Genomic DNA, 18657 nt, shown 5'->3' with positions numbered 1-18657 from the left:
TTCATTATTGCATTTGCACTTTTTCCTTAAACAAAAATTTTCCCAAATCCATCAAACTTTTAAGTGGTGCTACATCCAAGAAATCAAAACTTGTATTTACAGATTTTTCAATAAAAACATCTGTCTTTTCAAAGGAAGGCGAGCTATCTTCCATCCAAAACTTGAGGGTTACTAATAGTTGCACCCAAGCACTTTCCATTAAACCTTGCTGCTGAAACCTATCTATTTTTTCTTGCTTTATTTCAATGGTTTCAATCTCTAAAGTTCCAATATAATCTTTAAATTCTTGTCTTAATTTAGATAAGCATTTTAGATTTTTCAACTTGTTTTCATGCTTATTTAAAGCAAATAAAACAAAGCTTCTATTGGCTGTTAGGTTTTCAAAAAACGTGAAATAAAAACTTAATAGTTTGCCTCTTGCATCAAACGATTGATAGTTTTCACTTTCATGAAGCAGTTTTAACGTATTCTCAAAAAACATTTTAAATATATGCGATTCAAGGGCTTCAAACGATCCATAAAAAGTATAGAAATTCTGCTCTTCAAAATTATTATGTTTTGCAAAAGCATATACTGTTTTAGGCACTTTATCGTGTTCTAAAACATAATCCATATATAAATTCACAAGCTGTTCTCCGGTAAGTGTTTTCTTTTTAGCCATAGCATGTTTGAGTTTAAAAAACCATTTCCTATAAAATTACAACCTAATTCATAATTAAAAGAAAACTTGGTAGATTTAATACTGTTTTTAACGCTCTTTATGAGACTTTTAACATTCTATTGTTTTAGGAGCGCATTTACTTAGATATAATCAAAACGCTATCTATACGCTATCCTCTTTAAGTCATGCCTCCTACTCACAAGTTAACTGCATACCGAAATAATATCATTGTCTTAATATATCGTTAAGTTGACGAATATGGCGTTCAATTAATTTACTTTTGCAAAATGCAAAAATCAGAGCACTTTAAATTTGAGTTTGTCGCATTAATGGCTTCATTGATGTCTATAGTCGCTTTATCCATAGACGCCTTACTGCCTGCCTTACCAGAAATTGGCAAGCATTTAAGTGTGATTGATGTTAGAGACAATCAATTATTAATTACCATGATTTTTCTTGGTATTGGTTTCGGACAACTCATTTTCGGACCGTTATCAGATAGCTTCGGAAGAAAACCCATTGTATTTATTGGCTTTTCAGTATTTATTATAGCCAGTATTATTTGCGTCACTACTGAAAGTTTTGAAGTCATGATTGTTGGTAGAATTTTACAAGGTATTGGTTTGTCTTCCCCAAGAAGTTTATCACTTTCTATGATTCGTGATTCTTTTGAAGGCGATTATATGGCAAAAATAATCTCTGTAGTTGTCATGTTCTTCATCCTTGTTCCCGTTATTGCTCCTACGCTTGGACAATTATTAATGGCTTATTTTAGCTGGAAATCTATCTTTTATTTCAATCTTATTTTTGGAGTAATTATTATGTTTTGGTTTTGGCTTCGGCAACCAGAAACACTCCCTAAGGAAAAACGTATAAAATTTACACCAGGACTTTTTGTGAATGGTACAAAAGCCTTCTTTAAAGAAAAAGAAGCTGTTGCCTTTACCCTAGTTTCAGGATTTATTACAGGCTCTTTTATGGTGTATTTAAGCACTGCCCAGCAGATTTTTCAAGAACAGTATCAATTGGCAGAAATGTTCCCTTACATCTTTGCGAGTTTAGCGATTTCAATAGGACTAGCTACTTTTATGAACAGCCGCTTAGTTGAAAAATACGGTATGTGGCGTATAGCACATGTCGCTACTATTGGTTATGCTGTAGTTTCTGTGCTTTATGTCATTCTTTTTTGGTCTGGTAAAAACCCTAATATTTTTATATTATTAAGCTTTTTTGCTTTACAATTTTTCGCTGTTGGTTTCCTTTTCGGAAATTTAAGAGCCATTGCCATGCAGCCTATTGGACACATTGCAGGAATTGGCGCCGCGATAAATGGCTTTTTATCTACTGTTATGGCTGTACCTATTGCAAATTATATAGGTGGTTTTGTTAAGCATTCTGTACTTCCTATTTTTATAGGATTCTCTATTTTTGGTGCCTTGTCACTTATTGTTTTTACAGTGGTGAAAAGGAAAAAGCAGATTATTCACTCTTAAAATAACGCTGTTTCAAAACATCTAAATGGTGTATTTCATGACCTAAAATAATAAAAGCAGCTGCTCTGGCGGACATGTTACCACCACTAACGGTCCCAACGCATTTTAAATCTGCTTCCGATAGACTTTTCACAAGTATGATCGAGTTTTTACGAACAGCTTCATATTCTTCAATTAAGTCTTCTATAGATTTCGAATTTGCTTTTGAAGGCGCTACATAATCGTCTTGCTCAAATCCTGGAAGTGGCGTTTTATCTTGTCTGGCAATACTAAAGCAGCGGTAGCTAAATACACGTTCGGTATCAACAATGTGCTGAAGGACTTCCTTAATTGTCCATTTTCCATGAGCGTAACTGTAATTGAGTTTATCGTCAGGTAGGCTTTTAAAATAGTTTAGAACGGCTTCACTTCCTTTTGAAAAACCTTCTGAAAAAGTTACACCTTTAGGCACTTTTTCTATATACATTTGGTAATAATTATTATACTCGGAAGTCTCTAACTCTGTAACTTTCATAAAAATTATATTTTCGCTTGATAGGTGTATAAATCGTAATATCTGCCATTATTAGCAATCAGTTCTTCGTGTGTACCTCGTTCCACAATGTGTCCTGCTTCAATAACTAAAATTTGATCGGCCTTTCTAATGGTACTTAAACGGTGAGCAATTACAATAGTGGTTCTATCTTTTACCAATTCATTTAAACTCTTCTGAATTAAAGCCTCACTCTCTGTATCTAAATTTGAGGTCGCTTCATCTAAAATAATAAGCTTCGGATCTGCCAAAATAGCTCTTGCAATAGCTAATCGCTGACGTTGACCGCCTGAAAGTTTCACACCTCGTTCTCCAATTAAAGTTTCTAAACCATCATCAAAACGATCGGTAAATTCGTTGACATAAGCGGCTTTAATGGCATTTTGTAATTCTGATTCGGTAGCATTAGGTCTAGGAAAAAGAATGTTTTCTCTAATGGTCCCTTCAAATAAAAATTCATCTTGTAAAACCACACCCAAATGCTTTCTGAAACTGTTTAGTTTTACCTTGGATAAATCTTGATTGTCTATTAAAACTTCACCCGAGTTCGGATTCAAAAACGTCGCAGACAAACCGGCAATGGTAGATTTTCCAGAACCCGAACTTCCCACCAAAGCCGTTACGGTTCCTGCAGGGGCTTTAAAACTGATATTGTGAAGCACTGGCTTTCCTTGTTCATAACCAAAAGACACGTTTTTAAACTCAACATCTCCTTTTATGGTTTTAAGTTGAATGGTGCGAGATTCGTTATCTTCTTCCGCAGTCATGTTCATGAGCTCTTCAGTACGATCTAAACCTGCCAAGGCTTCGGTTAACTGACTCCCAATATTACTCATCTGCACAATAGGCGCAATCATAAAACCGAGCACCATAGTAAAGAATAGAAAATCACCTGCAGTCATCTCACTTTGCATCATATAATAACCACCAATGCCCATGATTCCAGTAGTAGCTAAACCTATTAAAAAAGTTGAAGAACTCGTCATTATAGCTGTAGCCGTTAAACTCTTCTTTACGTTTTTAAATAAGCGCTCCACGCCTTGTTCAAAAACTTGATTCTCTTGTTCTTCAGCGTTAAACGCTTTAATCACACGAACGCCTGCTAACGTTTCAGTTAATCTCCCTTTAACTTCAGCATTAATCTTTCCTCGTACTCTAAAAACCGGACGAATATATTTGAAGGCTCGCAAGGCAATATAACCAAAAATTGAAAGTGGAACGAACACAAAAAGGGTCATCCAGGCATTTAATTTTATTAAAATTACTAAAGAAATAATAGCCGTAAACGTTCCGCCCACAAGTTGTACTAATCCCGTCCCGATTAAGTTCCTAACACCTTCGACATCACTCATTATTCTAGAAACTAAGCCTCCAGTTTTATTATTATCAAAGAAACTAATGGGTAATGACAATACTTTCTTCTGAACCTGAGCTCTTAATTCACTAATTAAAAACTGAGCCTGTACACTTAAGATTTGAGTCAACGCGAACGACGTTAAGGCTTGTACTAAAATTGCTGCTAATACTATAGTAATTAATGTATATAGCTGGGACATATCATTATTAGGCACCACCTCATCTAAAAGCACTTTACTTTGCCAAGGAAGAATAAGCCCTGCAACACTTCTAACTACAATCAAAATTAAACCAATAAATACGAGATTACGCCTTGGCCAAATAATAGTTTTAAAGGCTTGAGCCATTGTAACTTTAGACTTTTTTTTATTTTTTTTTGTAGTGGTTTCCTGAAGGTGTTTCATAGAATTATATTGAGTGCGACAAGTTATGTTTTTTTAGTGAGAAGTTATTCTATCACTTAAAAAGACAATTAACAATCGGTAATTATTCGTAAAAAAACAATGATTTTTTAACGTTAGCGTTTAAAAAATAAATATAATAAGTAGGACGAAAAATAGCTTAATTCATTACTTTTATTGCCAGAAAATTAACAATTAAAATTATACAAAATCATGAAAATTATAGGCATCGGTAAAAACTACGTAAATGATAAAAGTGAAGTTTCAGCCCTTAAAACTGGCGCCCAAACCATCTTCTTAAAAGCAGAAAGCACATTAGTTGAAAACAACGCAGACATTATTTTTCCATCTATTACAGAACAATTGATTTTTGAAGTAGAATTAGTTGCTAAAATTGGTAAACAAGGAAAAGATATTTCTGAAGCCGATGCAGCCTCTTACATAAGTGAAATTGGTATTGGTATTGATTATACGGCTAAAGATGTTCTTGCAGCAAGTAGAGAGAACAAAGGGCCTTGGGCTTTAGCTAAAGGTTTCGATGGCGCATCTCCTGTTGCTGGTTTTAAACCGGTTTCTAATTTTTCAGATTTAAACGACATCAACTTTAACTTATTAATAAACGGTGAAGAAAAACAAGTTGGAAATACCAGTGATATGATTTACAACTTTGTCGAAATTATTGCTTATGTTTCTAAATTCATGACCTTAGAACCTGGAGATTTAATCTTTACAGGAACACCTGCCACTGGTGCTGGTCAAAATGTTAAAGGAGATCATTTACAAGCTTCTGTTGAAGGTGAATTATTATTAGACTTTAAACTTATTTAAAAAAAAACGAAGGTGTTAATTATACCCTATGAAAAACTCTATTGCAGAACGCGTACTTGATTATTTAATAAAATATCCCCCATTTAATCTATTAAATAACCAAGATTTATTCGAAATTTCAAAAGAAGTTTCTATCATATACTTGGAAAAAGGAGATACATTATTTGAAAAAGGCGATGCTGCAAAATCAGATTTTTATATGGTTAGAAATGGTGGTGTGAAATTATTACATACTACTGCAGAAAACACGCAAGAAATCGTTAACATAAGTGATGCTGGTGATGTTTTTGGTATTAGACCATTAATAGCGAAAGAAAACTATAAACTATCGGCTACGGCGAATGAAGAATCTATAGTTTATGCGATTCCTATTAGTACTTTTACTTCGGTAACCAAAAACAACGCTAGCATTAATAAGTTTTTAATTACTGCTTTTGCTACAAATGCATACGACCCTTATACTGCTGAAGAAAATGGCAAAATATTTATAGATTACCTACCAAACAGTGCACAAGATATTGTAAATTTTCAAACGGCGAATTACACAAAAAAGCCCATTACTTGCCTTTTAGATTCAACTATAAAAGATGCAGCCATCAAAATGAGAGATCATAGAATTGGTTGTATCATCGTCATTGACGATCATGACAAACCAGTTGGAATTATTACAAATAGTGACATCAAAAACAAAATAGCAACGGGCTTATTCCCTATCGAAACTTTAGTTACAAATATTATGGTTTCGCCAGTTATTACTTCTAAAAGAGACTTAACCGTTGCCGAAGGTCAATTACAAATGATAAAGCATCATATTGGTCATTTATGCATAACTAAAGATGGTACGGTGAACTCAAAACTTGTTGGTGTTTTAACACATCACGATGTTTTGGCCACTCTAGGTAATAACCCTAGCGTCATTTTAAAGGAAATTAAAAGAGCAAATCGTACAAAAAAGCTACGTTCAGCAAGGTTAAAAGCCAATAGTCTACTTAAAAACTATTTGGAACAGAACATTCCCGTTGGTCATATTGTTAAAGTTATTGCGCAAATTAATGATGCTGTTACCGTACGAGCTATTGAAATTGCATTGAAAAAAATGCCAACTAATCCGCCAGTAAAATTCTCATGGATTGCCTTAGGGAGTCAAGGCAGAAAAGAGCAAATGCTTTTCACAGACCAAGACAATGCTATTATTTTTGAGGATGTTGCTAGTGATAAGTACGAAGAAACTCAAACATACTTTCTAGAATTGGCTAAACTTGTTACAAAATCATTAAACAAAGTTGGTTTTGAATATTGCGAGGCCGATATGATGGCGAGTAATCCAAAATGGTGTATTTCAATTTCACAATGGAAAAATCAATTTGAAGATTGGATTTTACATCCCGATGAAAAAGCCATTCTACTGTCTTCTATATTTTTTGATTTCAGTCCCGTTTATGGTGAAGATACACTAGCTGAAGAACTCACGAATGCTATTTATAAAGCGTTAGAGCAAACCTCTATATTTTTTAAGTTCTTAGGTCGTGACGCTATTAAAAATCCATCACCATTAGGTTTCTTTAAACAGTTTGCTGTTGAAAAAAGTCAAGAACAAAAAGATCTTTTCAATATAAAAAATAGAACTATAATGCCCTTGGTTGATGCTGCGCGTTTACTCACCTTACAAAATAATATTAAAGGCATAAATAACACCGCTGATCGATTTGAGCAATTAGCACTTTTAGACCCGAACAGTAAAGCCCTTTACCACTCATGTTCTTACGCCTTCAAAGCGCTTTCCAAATTTAAAACGAAGCAAGGCATTCTTCATAATGATTCTGGAAAATTCATTGACATTGAGAGTCTTACTAAAGAGGAACAACTAAAATTAAGACGTTGTTTAAAACCAGTGCACGAAATTCAAGAAGTCATCAAAATACGTTTCGATTTAAAAAACTTTATCTAATATGAAGTTGTTCAGTTGGTTTTTAGATAAAAAAAGTGACCACCCTGATTTTTGGTTAGAATACCTTGAAGGTTTCAAAGGTAAAATGAATAAGAACATCCAATCGACAAGATTCGTTGCTTTTGATACTGAAACTACAGGTTTTGATTTTAATGAAGACCGCGTTTTATCTATTGGAGCTGTTTCCTTTATAGACAAAAAAATTGAAGTCAGTAAATCTCTTGAACTATACATTAAACAAGATGTTTTTAAAGCAGAATCTGTTAAAATTCATGGTCTTTTAAAAAACAGTAAAGTTGAGAAGCAAACAGAGCTAGAGGCGATCAAGTCATTTTTAGCTTATATAAAAAGTGATGTTTTGATAGCCCATCATGCAAATTTTGATCGGAACATGATTAATAAAATGTTGGAAAGACATGGTTTAGGCAAATTGAAAAACAAATTCATTGATACTGGTCATCTATTTAAAAAATCCGTTCACCTCATTTATAAGGATGAAGACCAACCATTCACTTTGGATGAGCTTGCGAAAGAACTCAATGTTCCTTTAGTAGACAGGCACACCGCTACAGGCGATGCGCTTATTACTGCCTTAATTTTTTTAAAAACCCTTTCTCGTTTGGACAAAAGAAAACATCTTAACTGGGGTTATTTGCTTCCTAAATAGGCCTTCACTTTAAACTTTACAATGGCATGTCAAATCGATTCTAGCTATCGACAGACAGGCGTAGTCGAGATTGGTGTGTTGACTAGAAAAGCGCTCGAACTAAAAATAATGCAACTCCTCGTACATTCAAATTTCAATATCAAAACTAATACCTAGTTAGAATCAGTTTTAAAAAAAAAGCTGTATCAAAAATAACCTTTTGATACAGCCTCTCTATAAATAAGCACTCCGTTTAATTAAAGCGCATTATCTATAATTTCTTGAACTACTTCCGGATTTAACAAGGTACTTGTATCTCCTAAGTTACTAATATCTTTACATGCTATTTTACGTAAAATACGTCGCATAATTTTTCCTGAACGTGTTTTAGGTAAACCTACGGTAAACTGTATTTTATCCAACTTCGCAATCGGACCAATATGCTCTGTAATCATTTGATTGATCTCTTTTCGAACATTGTTTTGGTCTCTACTTTCACCCGTATCTTTTAAAATCACGTAACCGTAAAGTGCATTTCCTTTAATATCATGTGGGAATCCAACAACTGCAGATTCTGATACTGCTGGGTGTTCATTTATAGCATCTTCAATTGGTGCTGTTCCTAAGTTGTGTCCAGAAACAATAATAACATCATCTACACGTCCTGTAATTCGGTAGTAGCCTACTTCGTCTCGTAATGCACCATCTCCAGTGAAGTATTTATTCTCATAAGCTGAAAAATACGTTTCTTTATAGCGTTCATGGTTTTTCCAAATGGTTCTTGCCATACTTGGCCATGGAAATTTAATACATAAACGGCCTTCAACCTGATTACCTTTTAACTCTTCACCTGTTTCATCCATAAGTGCTGGCTGGATGCCTATAAACGGCAAGGTTGCGTAAGTTGGTTTTGTTGGGGTTACAAAAGGAATTGGAGAAATCATAATCCCCCCGGTTTCAGTTTGCCACCAAGTATCTACAATCGGACTATTCTTTTTCCCAACATTATCATTATACCAGTGCCAAGCCTCTTCATTGATAGGCTCTCCTACAGAACCTAATACTTTTAAAGAAGATAAATCACGTTTTTCTATTAAGTCTACACCTTCCTTTGCTAAAGCGCGTATTGCAGTAGGCGCTGTATAAAACTGAGTCACTTTATGCTTTTCTACAATCTCCCAAAAGCGTCCGAAATCTGGATAACTAGGCACCCCTTCAAACATTACCGAAGTTGCTCCATTAGCCAATGGCCCGTAAACAATGTAACTGTGACCAGTAATCCAACCGATATCAGCAGTACACCAATACACATCATTTTCTCTATACTGAAATACATTTTTGAAGGTGTATGCCGTATAAACCATATAGCCACCTGTAGTATGAACCATACCTTTTGGTTTTCCGGTAGAACCTGATGTATATAAAATAAACAGAGGATCCTCAGAATTCATAATTTCAGCTTTACAATCGTCTGAAGCTTCATCTAAAAGTGGTTGTAACCATACATCACGGCCACCTTTCATCGCGATATCAGAATGAATACGTTTTGCCACTAAAACAGATTCAATACCAGGGCAATCCTCCAGAGCATCATCAACAATTCCTTTTAAATCGATGGTTTTTGAACCACGGTAAGAACCATCACTAGTAATCAACATTTTACAGTCACTATCATTAATTCGAGTTGAAAGTGCCGTAGATGAAAACCCAGCAAAAACCACTGAATGAATTGCGCCTATTCGTGCACAAGCCAATACAGAAATGGCCAATTCAGGAATCATTGGTAAATAAATACAAACCCGATCTCCTTTTTTAATGCCTTTAGATTTTAAAACATTAGCAAACTTATTAACCCGAGCGTAAAGTTGCTTATATGAAATATGTTCTGCTGGATCATCTGGATTATTGGGTTCAAATAAAATCGCCGTTTTATCTCCTCTTGTTGATAGATGTCTATCAATACAATTTTCTGTAATATTAAGTTGCGCCCCTTCAAACCACTTAATTTCAGGTTTGCTAAAGTCCCAACTTAAAACGGTATCCCATTTTTTGCGCCACATGAAGTGCTCTTCAGCAACTTCTTCCCAAAAATTCTCTGGTTCTCTAATAGATTTTCTGTAAACTTGATAATACTCTTCTAAATGTTTTATGTGATAATTACTCATACGTCGTTATTCGTTTTGGTTTAGTTGCACTCAAATTCATCAAATTTTAAGCGATTCCTAAATTATAAATTTAAAATCGTTTCTCTAAGTTTTTTCTACAGATTACACACATCTGTAGATGAACTTTAACAGTTTTATGATGAATGCAACACAATTTTATGAAATCAAGTCCGCTACTAAAGCGGACTTGACACTATCGTTTATGCTTTTGAAGCACATATAACTCCCGAGACCGTAATTGAGATTTAATTTTTAAAGTATCTTTGCGCCAACCAAACCAAAATCTATTGCAAACTAATCGTCTGTACTTTATTGATGCCGTTAGAGCTTTTGCTATTCTAATGATGCTACAAGGGCATTTTATAGACACACTTCTTGACCCCATTTATAGAGATTCTAACAATATTTTTTATAATATTTGGAGTTATTTTAGAGGTGTTACGGCCCCCATGTTTTTTACTATATCTGGTTTGGTTTTCACTTATTTAATGTTGCGGGCCTATGCTAAAGGTAACGATAGACCACGAATAAAAAAAGGTGTTTTCCGCGGTTTACTACTCATTTTCATAGGTTATAGCTTAAGAGCAAATATTTTTAGCTGGTTTAAAGGCTATTTTAATCCTTACTTTTTGGTGATAGACGTTTTGCAGTGCATTGGCTTATCATTAATCCTACTTGTAGGACTCCATGTTATTTTAAAAAAACACAGTTACATTTTCTCCATTGTTTTATTTGTAATTGGATGTGCCATTTTTATTTCTGAACCTTTATATAGAGAGCTTACCTTAGAAAACGTGCCACGATTTTTCGCGAATTACATGACGAAAAGCAATGGTTCTGTTTTTACTATTTTACCATGGTTTGGCTATTCGGCATTTGGAGCTTTCTTATCTACTATATTTTTTAGACATCTGCACAAAAAACGTTTCAGACAGTTAACAATATTTGCCTTTTTAACCACAGGAATCTTTCTTGTTTTTGGTTCAACTTCATTTTTACTACGCTTATATGACCTTACTGGGATTACCCTTTTAGAACGCTGTGCTAATTTCAATTACCTTTTTGGCAGGCTTGGTGATGTGCTCATTATATTCAGCATCTTTTACAGTTTAGAACCTTTACTGAAACAGTCTATCATTTCTAAAATTGGCGAAAAAACCTTATCGATTTATGTCATTCACTTTATTTTGCTTTACGGAAGTTTTACTGGCTACGGATTAAAACGTTATTTAAACCAATCATTAAATCCTACTGAAGCTATTATAGGTGCGCTGCTCTTTATGGTTGTGGTTTGTTTTATTTCTTTTCATTATGCTAAACCAAATGCTTTCGTTTATAAATTGGTGAGAAAAACGACCGATAAACTAAAAAATTAAAATAGCATATCTTACTTCATCTATTGCAAACCTTTAGATTTTAATATAAAACGTTATAGTTAATAACTTTTATGGTGTACTATAGCCGAACCTAACAAAAGTCAGTTTTAACTGGGTGCTTAGAACTTAATTTTGATTCCAAAATCAAATTTAATAAGAATCAGTTATGCAAACTAAACCACTCAGTATCCTATTAACTATTATTACCCTAGTTACATTTTCTTGTAACCAAACAGAGAAGCAATCAGCAACATTATTAGCACAACATCATGAAACCAAAAAGCATTGGAGTTATCACGGAGAAACAGCTCCCGAGCACTGGGCTGAAATTGAAACACATTCCGATTGTAACGGAAACTACCAATCTCCAATAAATATTATCCATGTAAAAGCCGATTCCGTTCATGTTGAAAATGAACTCAATTTTGAATACTCTCCTAATACAATTATTAATGATGTTGAAAATAACGGGCATTCTATTCAGTTTGACTTTGAAGCTGGAGATTATATTGATTATAAGAACGAGCGTTATTGTTTGAAACAAATTCATTTCCATGAACCTTCCGAACATAAAATAGACGGTATCATTTATCCTATTGAAATACACTTAGTACACACCAGTAAATCTGGAAAAGTGACTGTTTTAGCTATTTTAGGGAAAGAAGGTAAAGAAAGTCAGTTGTTTGAGTTTTTCGAAAGCTTCTTACCTCTAGAAACAGGCGCTAAAAAAGAGATTCATGAAAGCGTAGACCTGTCTAGCTTTTTCCTTAAAAACAAGGAATATTATACTTATGGTGGCTCATTTACCACACCTCCTTGCACAGAAAGTATCAATTGGGTGGTTTTTAAAGAACCTGTAATATTATCGGTTGAAGAAGTTTTAATACTTAAAGAGAATATGCCAATTAACAATTACAGGAATGAACAACCTCTAAACGACCGTATTGTTCAATATCACTTTTAGCTTTTTGAAATGTTTATTTATTTATTCGTTGAACTGTGTAACCGACGTTAAAACGGATGAGTGAGATGCTACTTGAAGGTTGATAAAATTGACCGAAGACAGATGCCCGAGGATAGGAGACTGAAAAATTGAATATTGATTATTTGAAGGCTTGCTTATTTGTTTAATCGTTAATTCGTTAAATTGTGTATACGTTATTGAAACAAAAAACTCGAATGGAACAAAACTCTTCCTTTCTGAGGAACGGTAACCTGAAACTTTGAACAGAAGACTAAAAACTTCAATAAAACAAAAAAATCTCCGCAGGAATAACCTATGGAGATTTTTTAAGTATTATATAATTCTATTTTAATTAAAATGAAATCTTAAAAATTTCAGATTTAATTGTTAATTTAATTTTTCACAAATTTAAGAGATGAACCATCAATGTTTAACAAATAAACACCTGCTGGCAATCTAGTTAAATCAATCCTTGAATTTATTGCTGATAACTCAACTGTTAAAAGCGCTCTCCCGTTTAAGTCAAAAATAGTTCCATTCGATACCGTTGAAAGTCCTGAAACATTTAACTCATTAGCTGTTGGGTTGGGATAAACATTAAAAGTTAAAGCATCATTTGCTTCTGAAAGTCCTAATGATGAATCAAGTATGGTAAGACTTACTCCATTGCTAGAGTCATAAGTCACGACATCCCATTTTTTACCTGCAGGTAGCGTTGGTAAATTTACAGTTGCAAATGTACCTGAAATATTCCCTCCTTGTGTTAAGACCGTAAAAACATCACCTATAGCAGGTTCAAAACCATTTACCAATGAAACATTTAGTGTTCCGTCTAAAGTCAAATCGTCATCAACTATTACCTGATCATAAGTGTCTCCTTCCACTGTGCCACCTAACTCAATATTTATTGAACCATTAGCCGTTTGGACATAACTTGTAAAAAAGGAATCAAATTTATAGAACCCTGTTGCATCATTTAAATTCCCTGGAGCTAAAATACCTGCATTTGAAAAACTACCAGCATCTCCTGTATTAATACCGCTTAGAGTTCCAAAAATTTCTAAATCTCCTCCAAAATTATTATTTATATCCCCATTATTTTCTATTTCTCCTGTTGCACTAATAGTAACTGTATTATTATTATCAATAGTTCCTGCGTTTAATATTTTTCCTTCAGTTAAAAATTCAACCGAATATGAATTATTCGAAATTTTACCTTCAGAAGACACCTCTACGGTACCAGTAATTTTATTGATAAACGTACCATCACTTGCTATATTTAGTGTATTATAATCTTCTATATAAATAGTTTTAAAATTATTTAGAGTACCACTATTAACAAGTGTTACGGAAAAATCTGAAATCGTGAGTTCTCCATGATTATCTATTGTTCCTCCTAATAAATTTTCGCAAGAACGTTCTGCTATAAAAATACCTGTATCCGTATTATTAAAATGGCCATAATTATCGAAACTACCTCCGCTATTTTTAAAGGTTCCTGAGTTAAAAATTGAATTATTCTCAGTAGAGTTATTTTCAAATGTTCCACTGATAATTTCGATAGTTCCCTTATTATCAACAGTTCCATTCACATCATTTATAAAGGCTTCTGAAAAACCAGAAATATTCATTACAGCGCCATCTGATATTGTTACCTCACCACTATTCTTCAAAGGGGAGTTAGAAGTATCGATCGTTGATCCATCATTGGCCAAAATAGCACCATCAATACCAATTATAATACCTGTATTACTAAATTCTATAGTGTTATTATTTACTAAAACTCCCAAAATGGTTACATCTGGAGAACCACTAAAAGTATTATAACTTTCAATTATTCCATTATTAGTCACTGTAGTTGATGCTGGAATAGTTAATAATCCTATAATTTCAACAATATCATCGGCAGCCACTGTTAAACCAGGGTAGCTATCCCAATTTGCTGTATCAGTCCAATCACCATCACCATTAAAGGTATAAGTAGTTTGCGAAAAAGCATTAAAAGCTAATAATGCCGTCATTAAATAAAGTAATTTTTTTCTCATAATAAAGTAGGTTTTAAAACAGCGAATGTAAGATTACTACTTTAAATTATACTCACTATAAATGTGATTTTTTTAAAAACTTATGAAAATTTTACATTTAAAAAATTTCACACTAGTCATATACCCCATATCCTTTTCATTTTTAAACAATTAATATTTTTCTATGTTTTTTCACTACACCCTAAGTTGATAACTATTTTAAACAAATAGAAATGAAACATATAAAAACAAAAAAATCTCCGAGAACATAAGCTCTCGGAGATTTTAATATATTTTTATATCAAAGTCTACTTACTTCTTCAAATAAGCTAAAACATTAGCTTCAATACGTTCCTCAATATTACTAACATCAGCTTTCTCAAAAGTTTCACCTGTAATATTTTCGTAAAGCTCAATATAACGCTCGCTAACAGTTTGAATATATTCATCGCTCATAACCGGAACAGTTTGCCCTTCTAAGCCTTGAAAATTATTCGAAATTAACCATTGGCGCACAAACTCTTTACTTAACTGTTTTTGAGCCTCTCCTTTATCTTGGCGCTCTTGATAACCTTCAGCATAGAAATAACGTGAAGAATCAGGCGTATGTATTTCATCAATTAAAACAATTTGGCCGTCTTTTGTTTTTCCGAATTCATATTTAGTATCTACTAAAATCAACCCTCTTGAAGCTGCTATTTCTGAACCGCGTTGAAATAATTTACGCGTATAATCTTCAAGTACGATATAATCTGCCTCTGAAACAATACCTTTTTTCAAGATATCCTCTCTTGAAATATCTTCATCATGATCACCCATTTCAGCTTTTGTTGCTGGGGTAATTATAGGTTCAGGGAAAGCATCATTTTCCTTCATACCTTCTGGCATTGGAACACCACAAAGCATACGTTTTCCAGCTTTATATTCACGAGCTGCGTGCCCAGACATATAGCCACGAATTACCATTTCTACTTTGAAAGGCTCACATAAATGCCCTACAGCCACGTTAGGATCTGGTGTTGCTGTTAACCAGTTTGGTACTAAATCTTCTGTTGCTGCCATCATTTTTGTGGCAATTTGATTAAGTATTTGTCCTTTATAAGGAATGCCTTTTGGCATCACGACATCGAATGCAGAAAGCCTGTCGGTAGCCACCATAACCAATTCTTCATCGTTAATGTTGTATACGGCTCTTACTTTTCCCTTGTAAAGACTTTTTTGTCCTGGAAAATTGAAATTAGTATCTGTAATTGTGCTCATTAAAGTTTTATGTGATATTTAAAGTACAAATGTAATTTGTTTACCTGCGTAAAACAAATACAAATAAAAAAAGGAAACAATATATGCTTCCTTTTAATGTATAAATAGATTTTTGTGTAATTATTTAAATCTAATGTTATAGGTTACTCCAACACCAACACTTTGCAGATCAAAATCATTTTCGGCAAATGTATTTTGATAGTACCCGTAAAAATTCCAATCTCTATTGTGATAGCCAATTTGCGGATTAACATATAAACCACCATCATTATTATCAACATTAGTTAGAAAACCATAACCAAGATCTGAACCAATAAAAAAACCGCTTGGTTCAAAATAGTAACGTAAAAAACCCGCTACTGGAACTACTCCAAAATCATCAATACCTTCTTTCGCGAAAAAATGATTATACCCAGATACCACACCCGCAGCTACATACGGTGTGAATAAATATTGACCTCGAAGACTTAACCCTAAGTTGAAATCTGAAACATCACTCGCATCTCCTACAGGAACTCCTGCTATTACACCTGCTTTTAACCATGAGTTATCTGATGTAATTTCTATGTCATTTTGCTGAGCGTATAACTGACTAAATCCTAATAATCCTGCAATCAAAAATAATTTTTTCATAATTTTTATTTATTGTTATGCTGCAAATCTATTAGGAAGCGCTTTCACTATACTTACAATATTTTCATCAAAGTTTATAGAATTAAAGGATTGTAGCAAACAAAAAAAACCAATTAACTGAATAACTGGCTTTTACTTAAATTTATGTTATTTTTAGTTAATCGGCGTTTTCTATACTTTTATAAGCTTCGATTACTTTTTTAACGAGTTTATGACGAATGACATCTTTATCATCTAAAAAGATCATGCCTACACCTTCTACATTTTTCAAGATAAGTAAGGCTTCTTTTAGCCCAGAAATGGTACGGCGTGGTAAATCAATTTGCCCTGGATCGCCAGTTAATAAAAACTTTGCGTTTTTCCCCATACGGGTTAAAAACATTTTCATTTGGGCGTGAGTGGTATTCTGACCTTCATCTAAAATCACAAAAGCATTATCTAAAGTTCGACCACGCATAAAAGCCAAAGGCGCAATTTGAATGGTGCCGTTTTCAATGTAATGTGCTAATTTTTCTGGTGCGATCATATCACGTAAAGCATCGTATAATGGTTGCATATACGGATCTAATTTTTCTTTTAAATCACCAGGAAGGAAACCTAGATTTTCCCCTGCCTCCACAGCTGGACGTGTTAAAATAATACGCTTAACTTCTTTATTTTTTAATGCTTGAACAGCCAAAGCAACACCAGTATAGGTTTTTCCTGTTCCTGCGGGACCAATAGCAAAAACCATATCGTTTTTACGCATAAGTTCCACCATTTTACGCTGGTTTGGTGTTTGTGCTTTTATTAACTTACCTCCTACTCCGTGGACAATAACTTCGCCACTTTTTTCAGAAGTTTTATAGTCATCACTACTCTGACTCGTTAAAACGCGCTCTATCACATTTTCGTCCAGTTTATTATACTTTGCGAAATGTTTTAAAAGCATGGTAAGGCGTCTATCAAATTCCTCTAGCAATTCTTCATCGCCAAATGCCTTAATTTTAGTGCCTCGTGCTACAATTTTTAATTTTGGAAAATACTTTTTTAGAAGTTCAATATTCGTGTTTTGTGCTCCAAAAAACTCTTTTGGAGAAATCTCTTCAAGTTCGATGATAATTTCGTTCAAAGGCGTGGTTTTAGGTTAAAATTAAAAGTATGGATGTTTCAATATATTGATATGTCTCTAATTTAATAAATATGGTTTTAAGAACACACATTTTTCATTTAAAATATAAAAACGAAAATGAAAATTTGTAGGTTTGTATCACATTCATGTCTCTCTCAAATTTAAGTAAAATTGAGCGACAAAACATTAAAAACATATCAACAATTTGCCAATGGCAATTATTACACTAACAACTGATTTTGGGGAGAAAGATTACTTTGCTGGCGCAACACGGGGCGCTATCTATAGTGAACTTTCTGATGTAAATATTGTTGATATCTCACATAATGTTTCCCCTTTTAACATTCCAGAAGCAGCATACATCATTCAGAATGCTTATCATAATTTCCCTAAAGGCACCATACATATTGTAGGAATTGATTCAGAATTAAATGCAGAAAACAAACATATTGCCGTTAAGCTAGACGGGCATTATTTTGTATGTGCCAACAATGGAATTATGAGTATGATTTGCTCTGAAGTTGCACCAGAACAAATTGTAGAAATTAATATTCATGATAAAATTAGGAGCAGTTTTACTGTTTTAGACGTTTTCGTTCAAGTGGCTTGCCATATTGCTCGCGGCGGAACGCTTGATGTGATTGGTAAAAAGATTTCGGAGATAAAACCCATAAAAAATATTACGCCTTATATTAATGAGGACAAAACTCAAATCATTGGAAGCGTTATTTATATTGATAATTACGGTAATGTAGTCACTAATATTAAACGCAACTTTTTTGAAAGTATTCAAAAAGGTAGAGATTTTGAGATTACTGCACGTCATTATACTTTCAAAAAAATATATCAAAAATACAGCGACATCGTTAATTTTGAAATTCCAGAAAATAAAAGACATGACGAAGGTAGACGCTTAGTCGTTTTCAATTCAGGGCATTTTTTAGAAATTGCGGTTTATAAAAGCAATACTGAAACCGTAGGCAGTGCTTCTACCCTTTTAGGACTTGGGATTATGGATTCTGTAAGTGTTAAATTTATTCCAGATCCTATTAAGTTAGACGATGTGGAATACCCACAAAACATTCATAAACTTTCTGATTTCGAATAATAATTAAAGCCTTATGTTTGTTAGAAGTTAAAATGACTATTGACCTTTGACTGTTGACTATTGACTGTTGACTGTTGACCTTTGACTTTTGACTTTTGAAAAACTATAAACCAAAAACTAACAACTATTAACCAATAACTATTAACTATTA

At 33.5% G+C, this 18657-nt stretch carries 15 protein-coding genes; 7 read left to right on the top strand and 8 right to left on the bottom strand.

Annotated elements, in window-relative coordinates; translation table 11 throughout:
* Nucleotides 1-4: 4 nt before the first annotated feature.
* Nucleotides 5-661, bottom strand: coding sequence for a TetR family transcriptional regulator C-terminal domain-containing protein (locus tag Q4566_RS03440; protein ID WP_303418273.1), 657 nt, complete (start codon nucleotides 659-661; stop codon nucleotides 5-7).
* Between the two features lie 287 nt (nucleotides 662-948).
* On the opposite strand from Q4566_RS03440, the gene Q4566_RS03435 reads away from it, so the two are divergent.
* The gene (locus Q4566_RS03435) at nucleotides 949-2154 is read left to right on the top strand and encodes a multidrug effflux MFS transporter (RefSeq protein WP_303418271.1); all 1206 of its coding nucleotides are present in this window, start codon (nucleotides 949-951) and stop codon (nucleotides 2152-2154) included.
* Here the strand turns inward: Q4566_RS03435 and Q4566_RS03430 are convergent.
* Both Q4566_RS03430 and Q4566_RS03425 read right to left on the bottom strand, forming a co-directional pair.
* Complete coding sequence (locus Q4566_RS03430) at nucleotides 2141-2668, bottom strand: DinB family protein (protein ID WP_303418269.1); 528 nt, start codon at nucleotides 2666-2668, stop codon at nucleotides 2141-2143. The two genes, Q4566_RS03435 and Q4566_RS03430, sit on opposite strands and share 14 nt — an antisense overlap.
* A gap of 5 nt (nucleotides 2669-2673) precedes the next feature.
* Complete coding sequence (locus Q4566_RS03425; protein ID WP_303418267.1) at nucleotides 2674-4446, bottom strand: ABC transporter ATP-binding protein; 1773 nt, start codon at nucleotides 4444-4446, stop codon at nucleotides 2674-2676.
* Between the two features lie 210 nt (nucleotides 4447-4656).
* Here Q4566_RS03425 and Q4566_RS03420 point away from each other — a divergent pair, with 210 nt between their 5' ends.
* The 3 genes from Q4566_RS03420 to Q4566_RS03410 are packed head-to-tail and all read left to right on the top strand — an operon-like array spanning nucleotide 4657 to nucleotide 7886.
* A complete protein-coding gene (locus Q4566_RS03420) occupies nucleotides 4657-5271 on the top strand; it encodes a fumarylacetoacetate hydrolase family protein (RefSeq protein ID WP_303418264.1) in 615 nt (204 codons plus the stop codon).
* Between the two features lie 28 nt (nucleotides 5272-5299).
* The gene (locus Q4566_RS03415; protein WP_303418263.1) at nucleotides 5300-7219 is read left to right on the top strand and encodes a DUF294 nucleotidyltransferase-like domain-containing protein; all 1920 of its coding nucleotides are present in this window, start codon (nucleotides 5300-5302) and stop codon (nucleotides 7217-7219) included.
* A 1-nt stretch (nucleotide 7220) separates the two neighbouring features.
* Entirely contained in the window at nucleotides 7221-7886 is a 666-nt protein-coding gene (locus Q4566_RS03410) for a 3'-5' exonuclease (RefSeq protein ID WP_303418261.1), read from the top strand.
* A 236-nt stretch (nucleotides 7887-8122) separates the two neighbouring features.
* Here the strand turns inward: Q4566_RS03410 and acs are convergent, their stop codons facing one another.
* Entirely contained in the window at nucleotides 8123-10030 is a 1908-nt protein-coding gene (gene acs, locus Q4566_RS03405) for an acetate--CoA ligase (RefSeq protein ID WP_303418260.1), read from the bottom strand.
* 287 nt (nucleotides 10031-10317) lie between these two features.
* Here acs and Q4566_RS03400 point away from each other — a divergent pair, with 287 nt between their 5' ends.
* Nucleotides 10318-11406, top strand: coding sequence for a heparan-alpha-glucosaminide N-acetyltransferase domain-containing protein (locus Q4566_RS03400; RefSeq protein WP_303418258.1), 1089 nt, complete (start codon nucleotides 10318-10320; stop codon nucleotides 11404-11406).
* Between the two features lie 166 nt (nucleotides 11407-11572).
* Nucleotides 11573-12370 (top strand): carbonic anhydrase, encoded by a 798-nt coding sequence (locus Q4566_RS03395; protein WP_303418255.1) that lies wholly within the window; start codon nucleotides 11573-11575, stop codon nucleotides 12368-12370.
* A gap of 392 nt (nucleotides 12371-12762) precedes the next feature.
* On the opposite strand, the gene Q4566_RS03390 is transcribed toward Q4566_RS03395, so the two are convergent.
* The 4 genes from Q4566_RS03390 to Q4566_RS03375 all read right to left on the bottom strand — a co-directional run bounded on the left by Q4566_RS03390 (nucleotide 12763) and on the right by Q4566_RS03375 (nucleotide 17398).
* Nucleotides 12763-14415 carry a T9SS type A sorting domain-containing protein gene (locus tag Q4566_RS03390; RefSeq protein ID WP_303418254.1) on the bottom strand — a complete coding sequence of 551 codons (1653 nt, stop codon included), beginning with the start codon at nucleotides 14413-14415 and terminating at the stop codon, nucleotides 12763-12765.
* Between the two features lie 291 nt (nucleotides 14416-14706).
* Complete coding sequence (locus Q4566_RS03385) at nucleotides 14707-15654, bottom strand: phosphoribosylaminoimidazolesuccinocarboxamide synthase (protein WP_303418253.1); 948 nt, start codon at nucleotides 15652-15654, stop codon at nucleotides 14707-14709.
* Nucleotides 15655-15774: 120 nt separating this feature from the next.
* Entirely contained in the window at nucleotides 15775-16287 is a 513-nt protein-coding gene (locus Q4566_RS03380; protein WP_303418250.1) for a hypothetical protein, read from the bottom strand.
* 157 nt (nucleotides 16288-16444) lie between these two features.
* A complete protein-coding gene (locus Q4566_RS03375; protein WP_216068559.1) occupies nucleotides 16445-17398 on the bottom strand; it encodes a PhoH family protein in 954 nt (317 codons plus the stop codon).
* A 211-nt stretch (nucleotides 17399-17609) separates the two neighbouring features.
* Here Q4566_RS03375 and Q4566_RS03370 point away from each other — a divergent pair, with 211 nt between their 5' ends.
* Nucleotides 17610-18506 (top strand): S-adenosyl-l-methionine hydroxide adenosyltransferase family protein, encoded by an 897-nt coding sequence (locus tag Q4566_RS03370; RefSeq protein ID WP_303418246.1) that lies wholly within the window; start codon nucleotides 17610-17612, stop codon nucleotides 18504-18506.
* The last annotated feature ends 151 nt before the right edge of the window (nucleotides 18507-18657 follow it).

The sequence above is a fragment of the Tamlana sp. 2_MG-2023 genome (assembly GCF_030548465.1).
Classification (GTDB): domain Bacteria; phylum Bacteroidota; class Bacteroidia; order Flavobacteriales; family Flavobacteriaceae; genus Pseudotamlana.
Note: the sequence above shows the minus strand (reverse complement) of the source record. Positions and strands in the feature narration are given on the sequence as shown.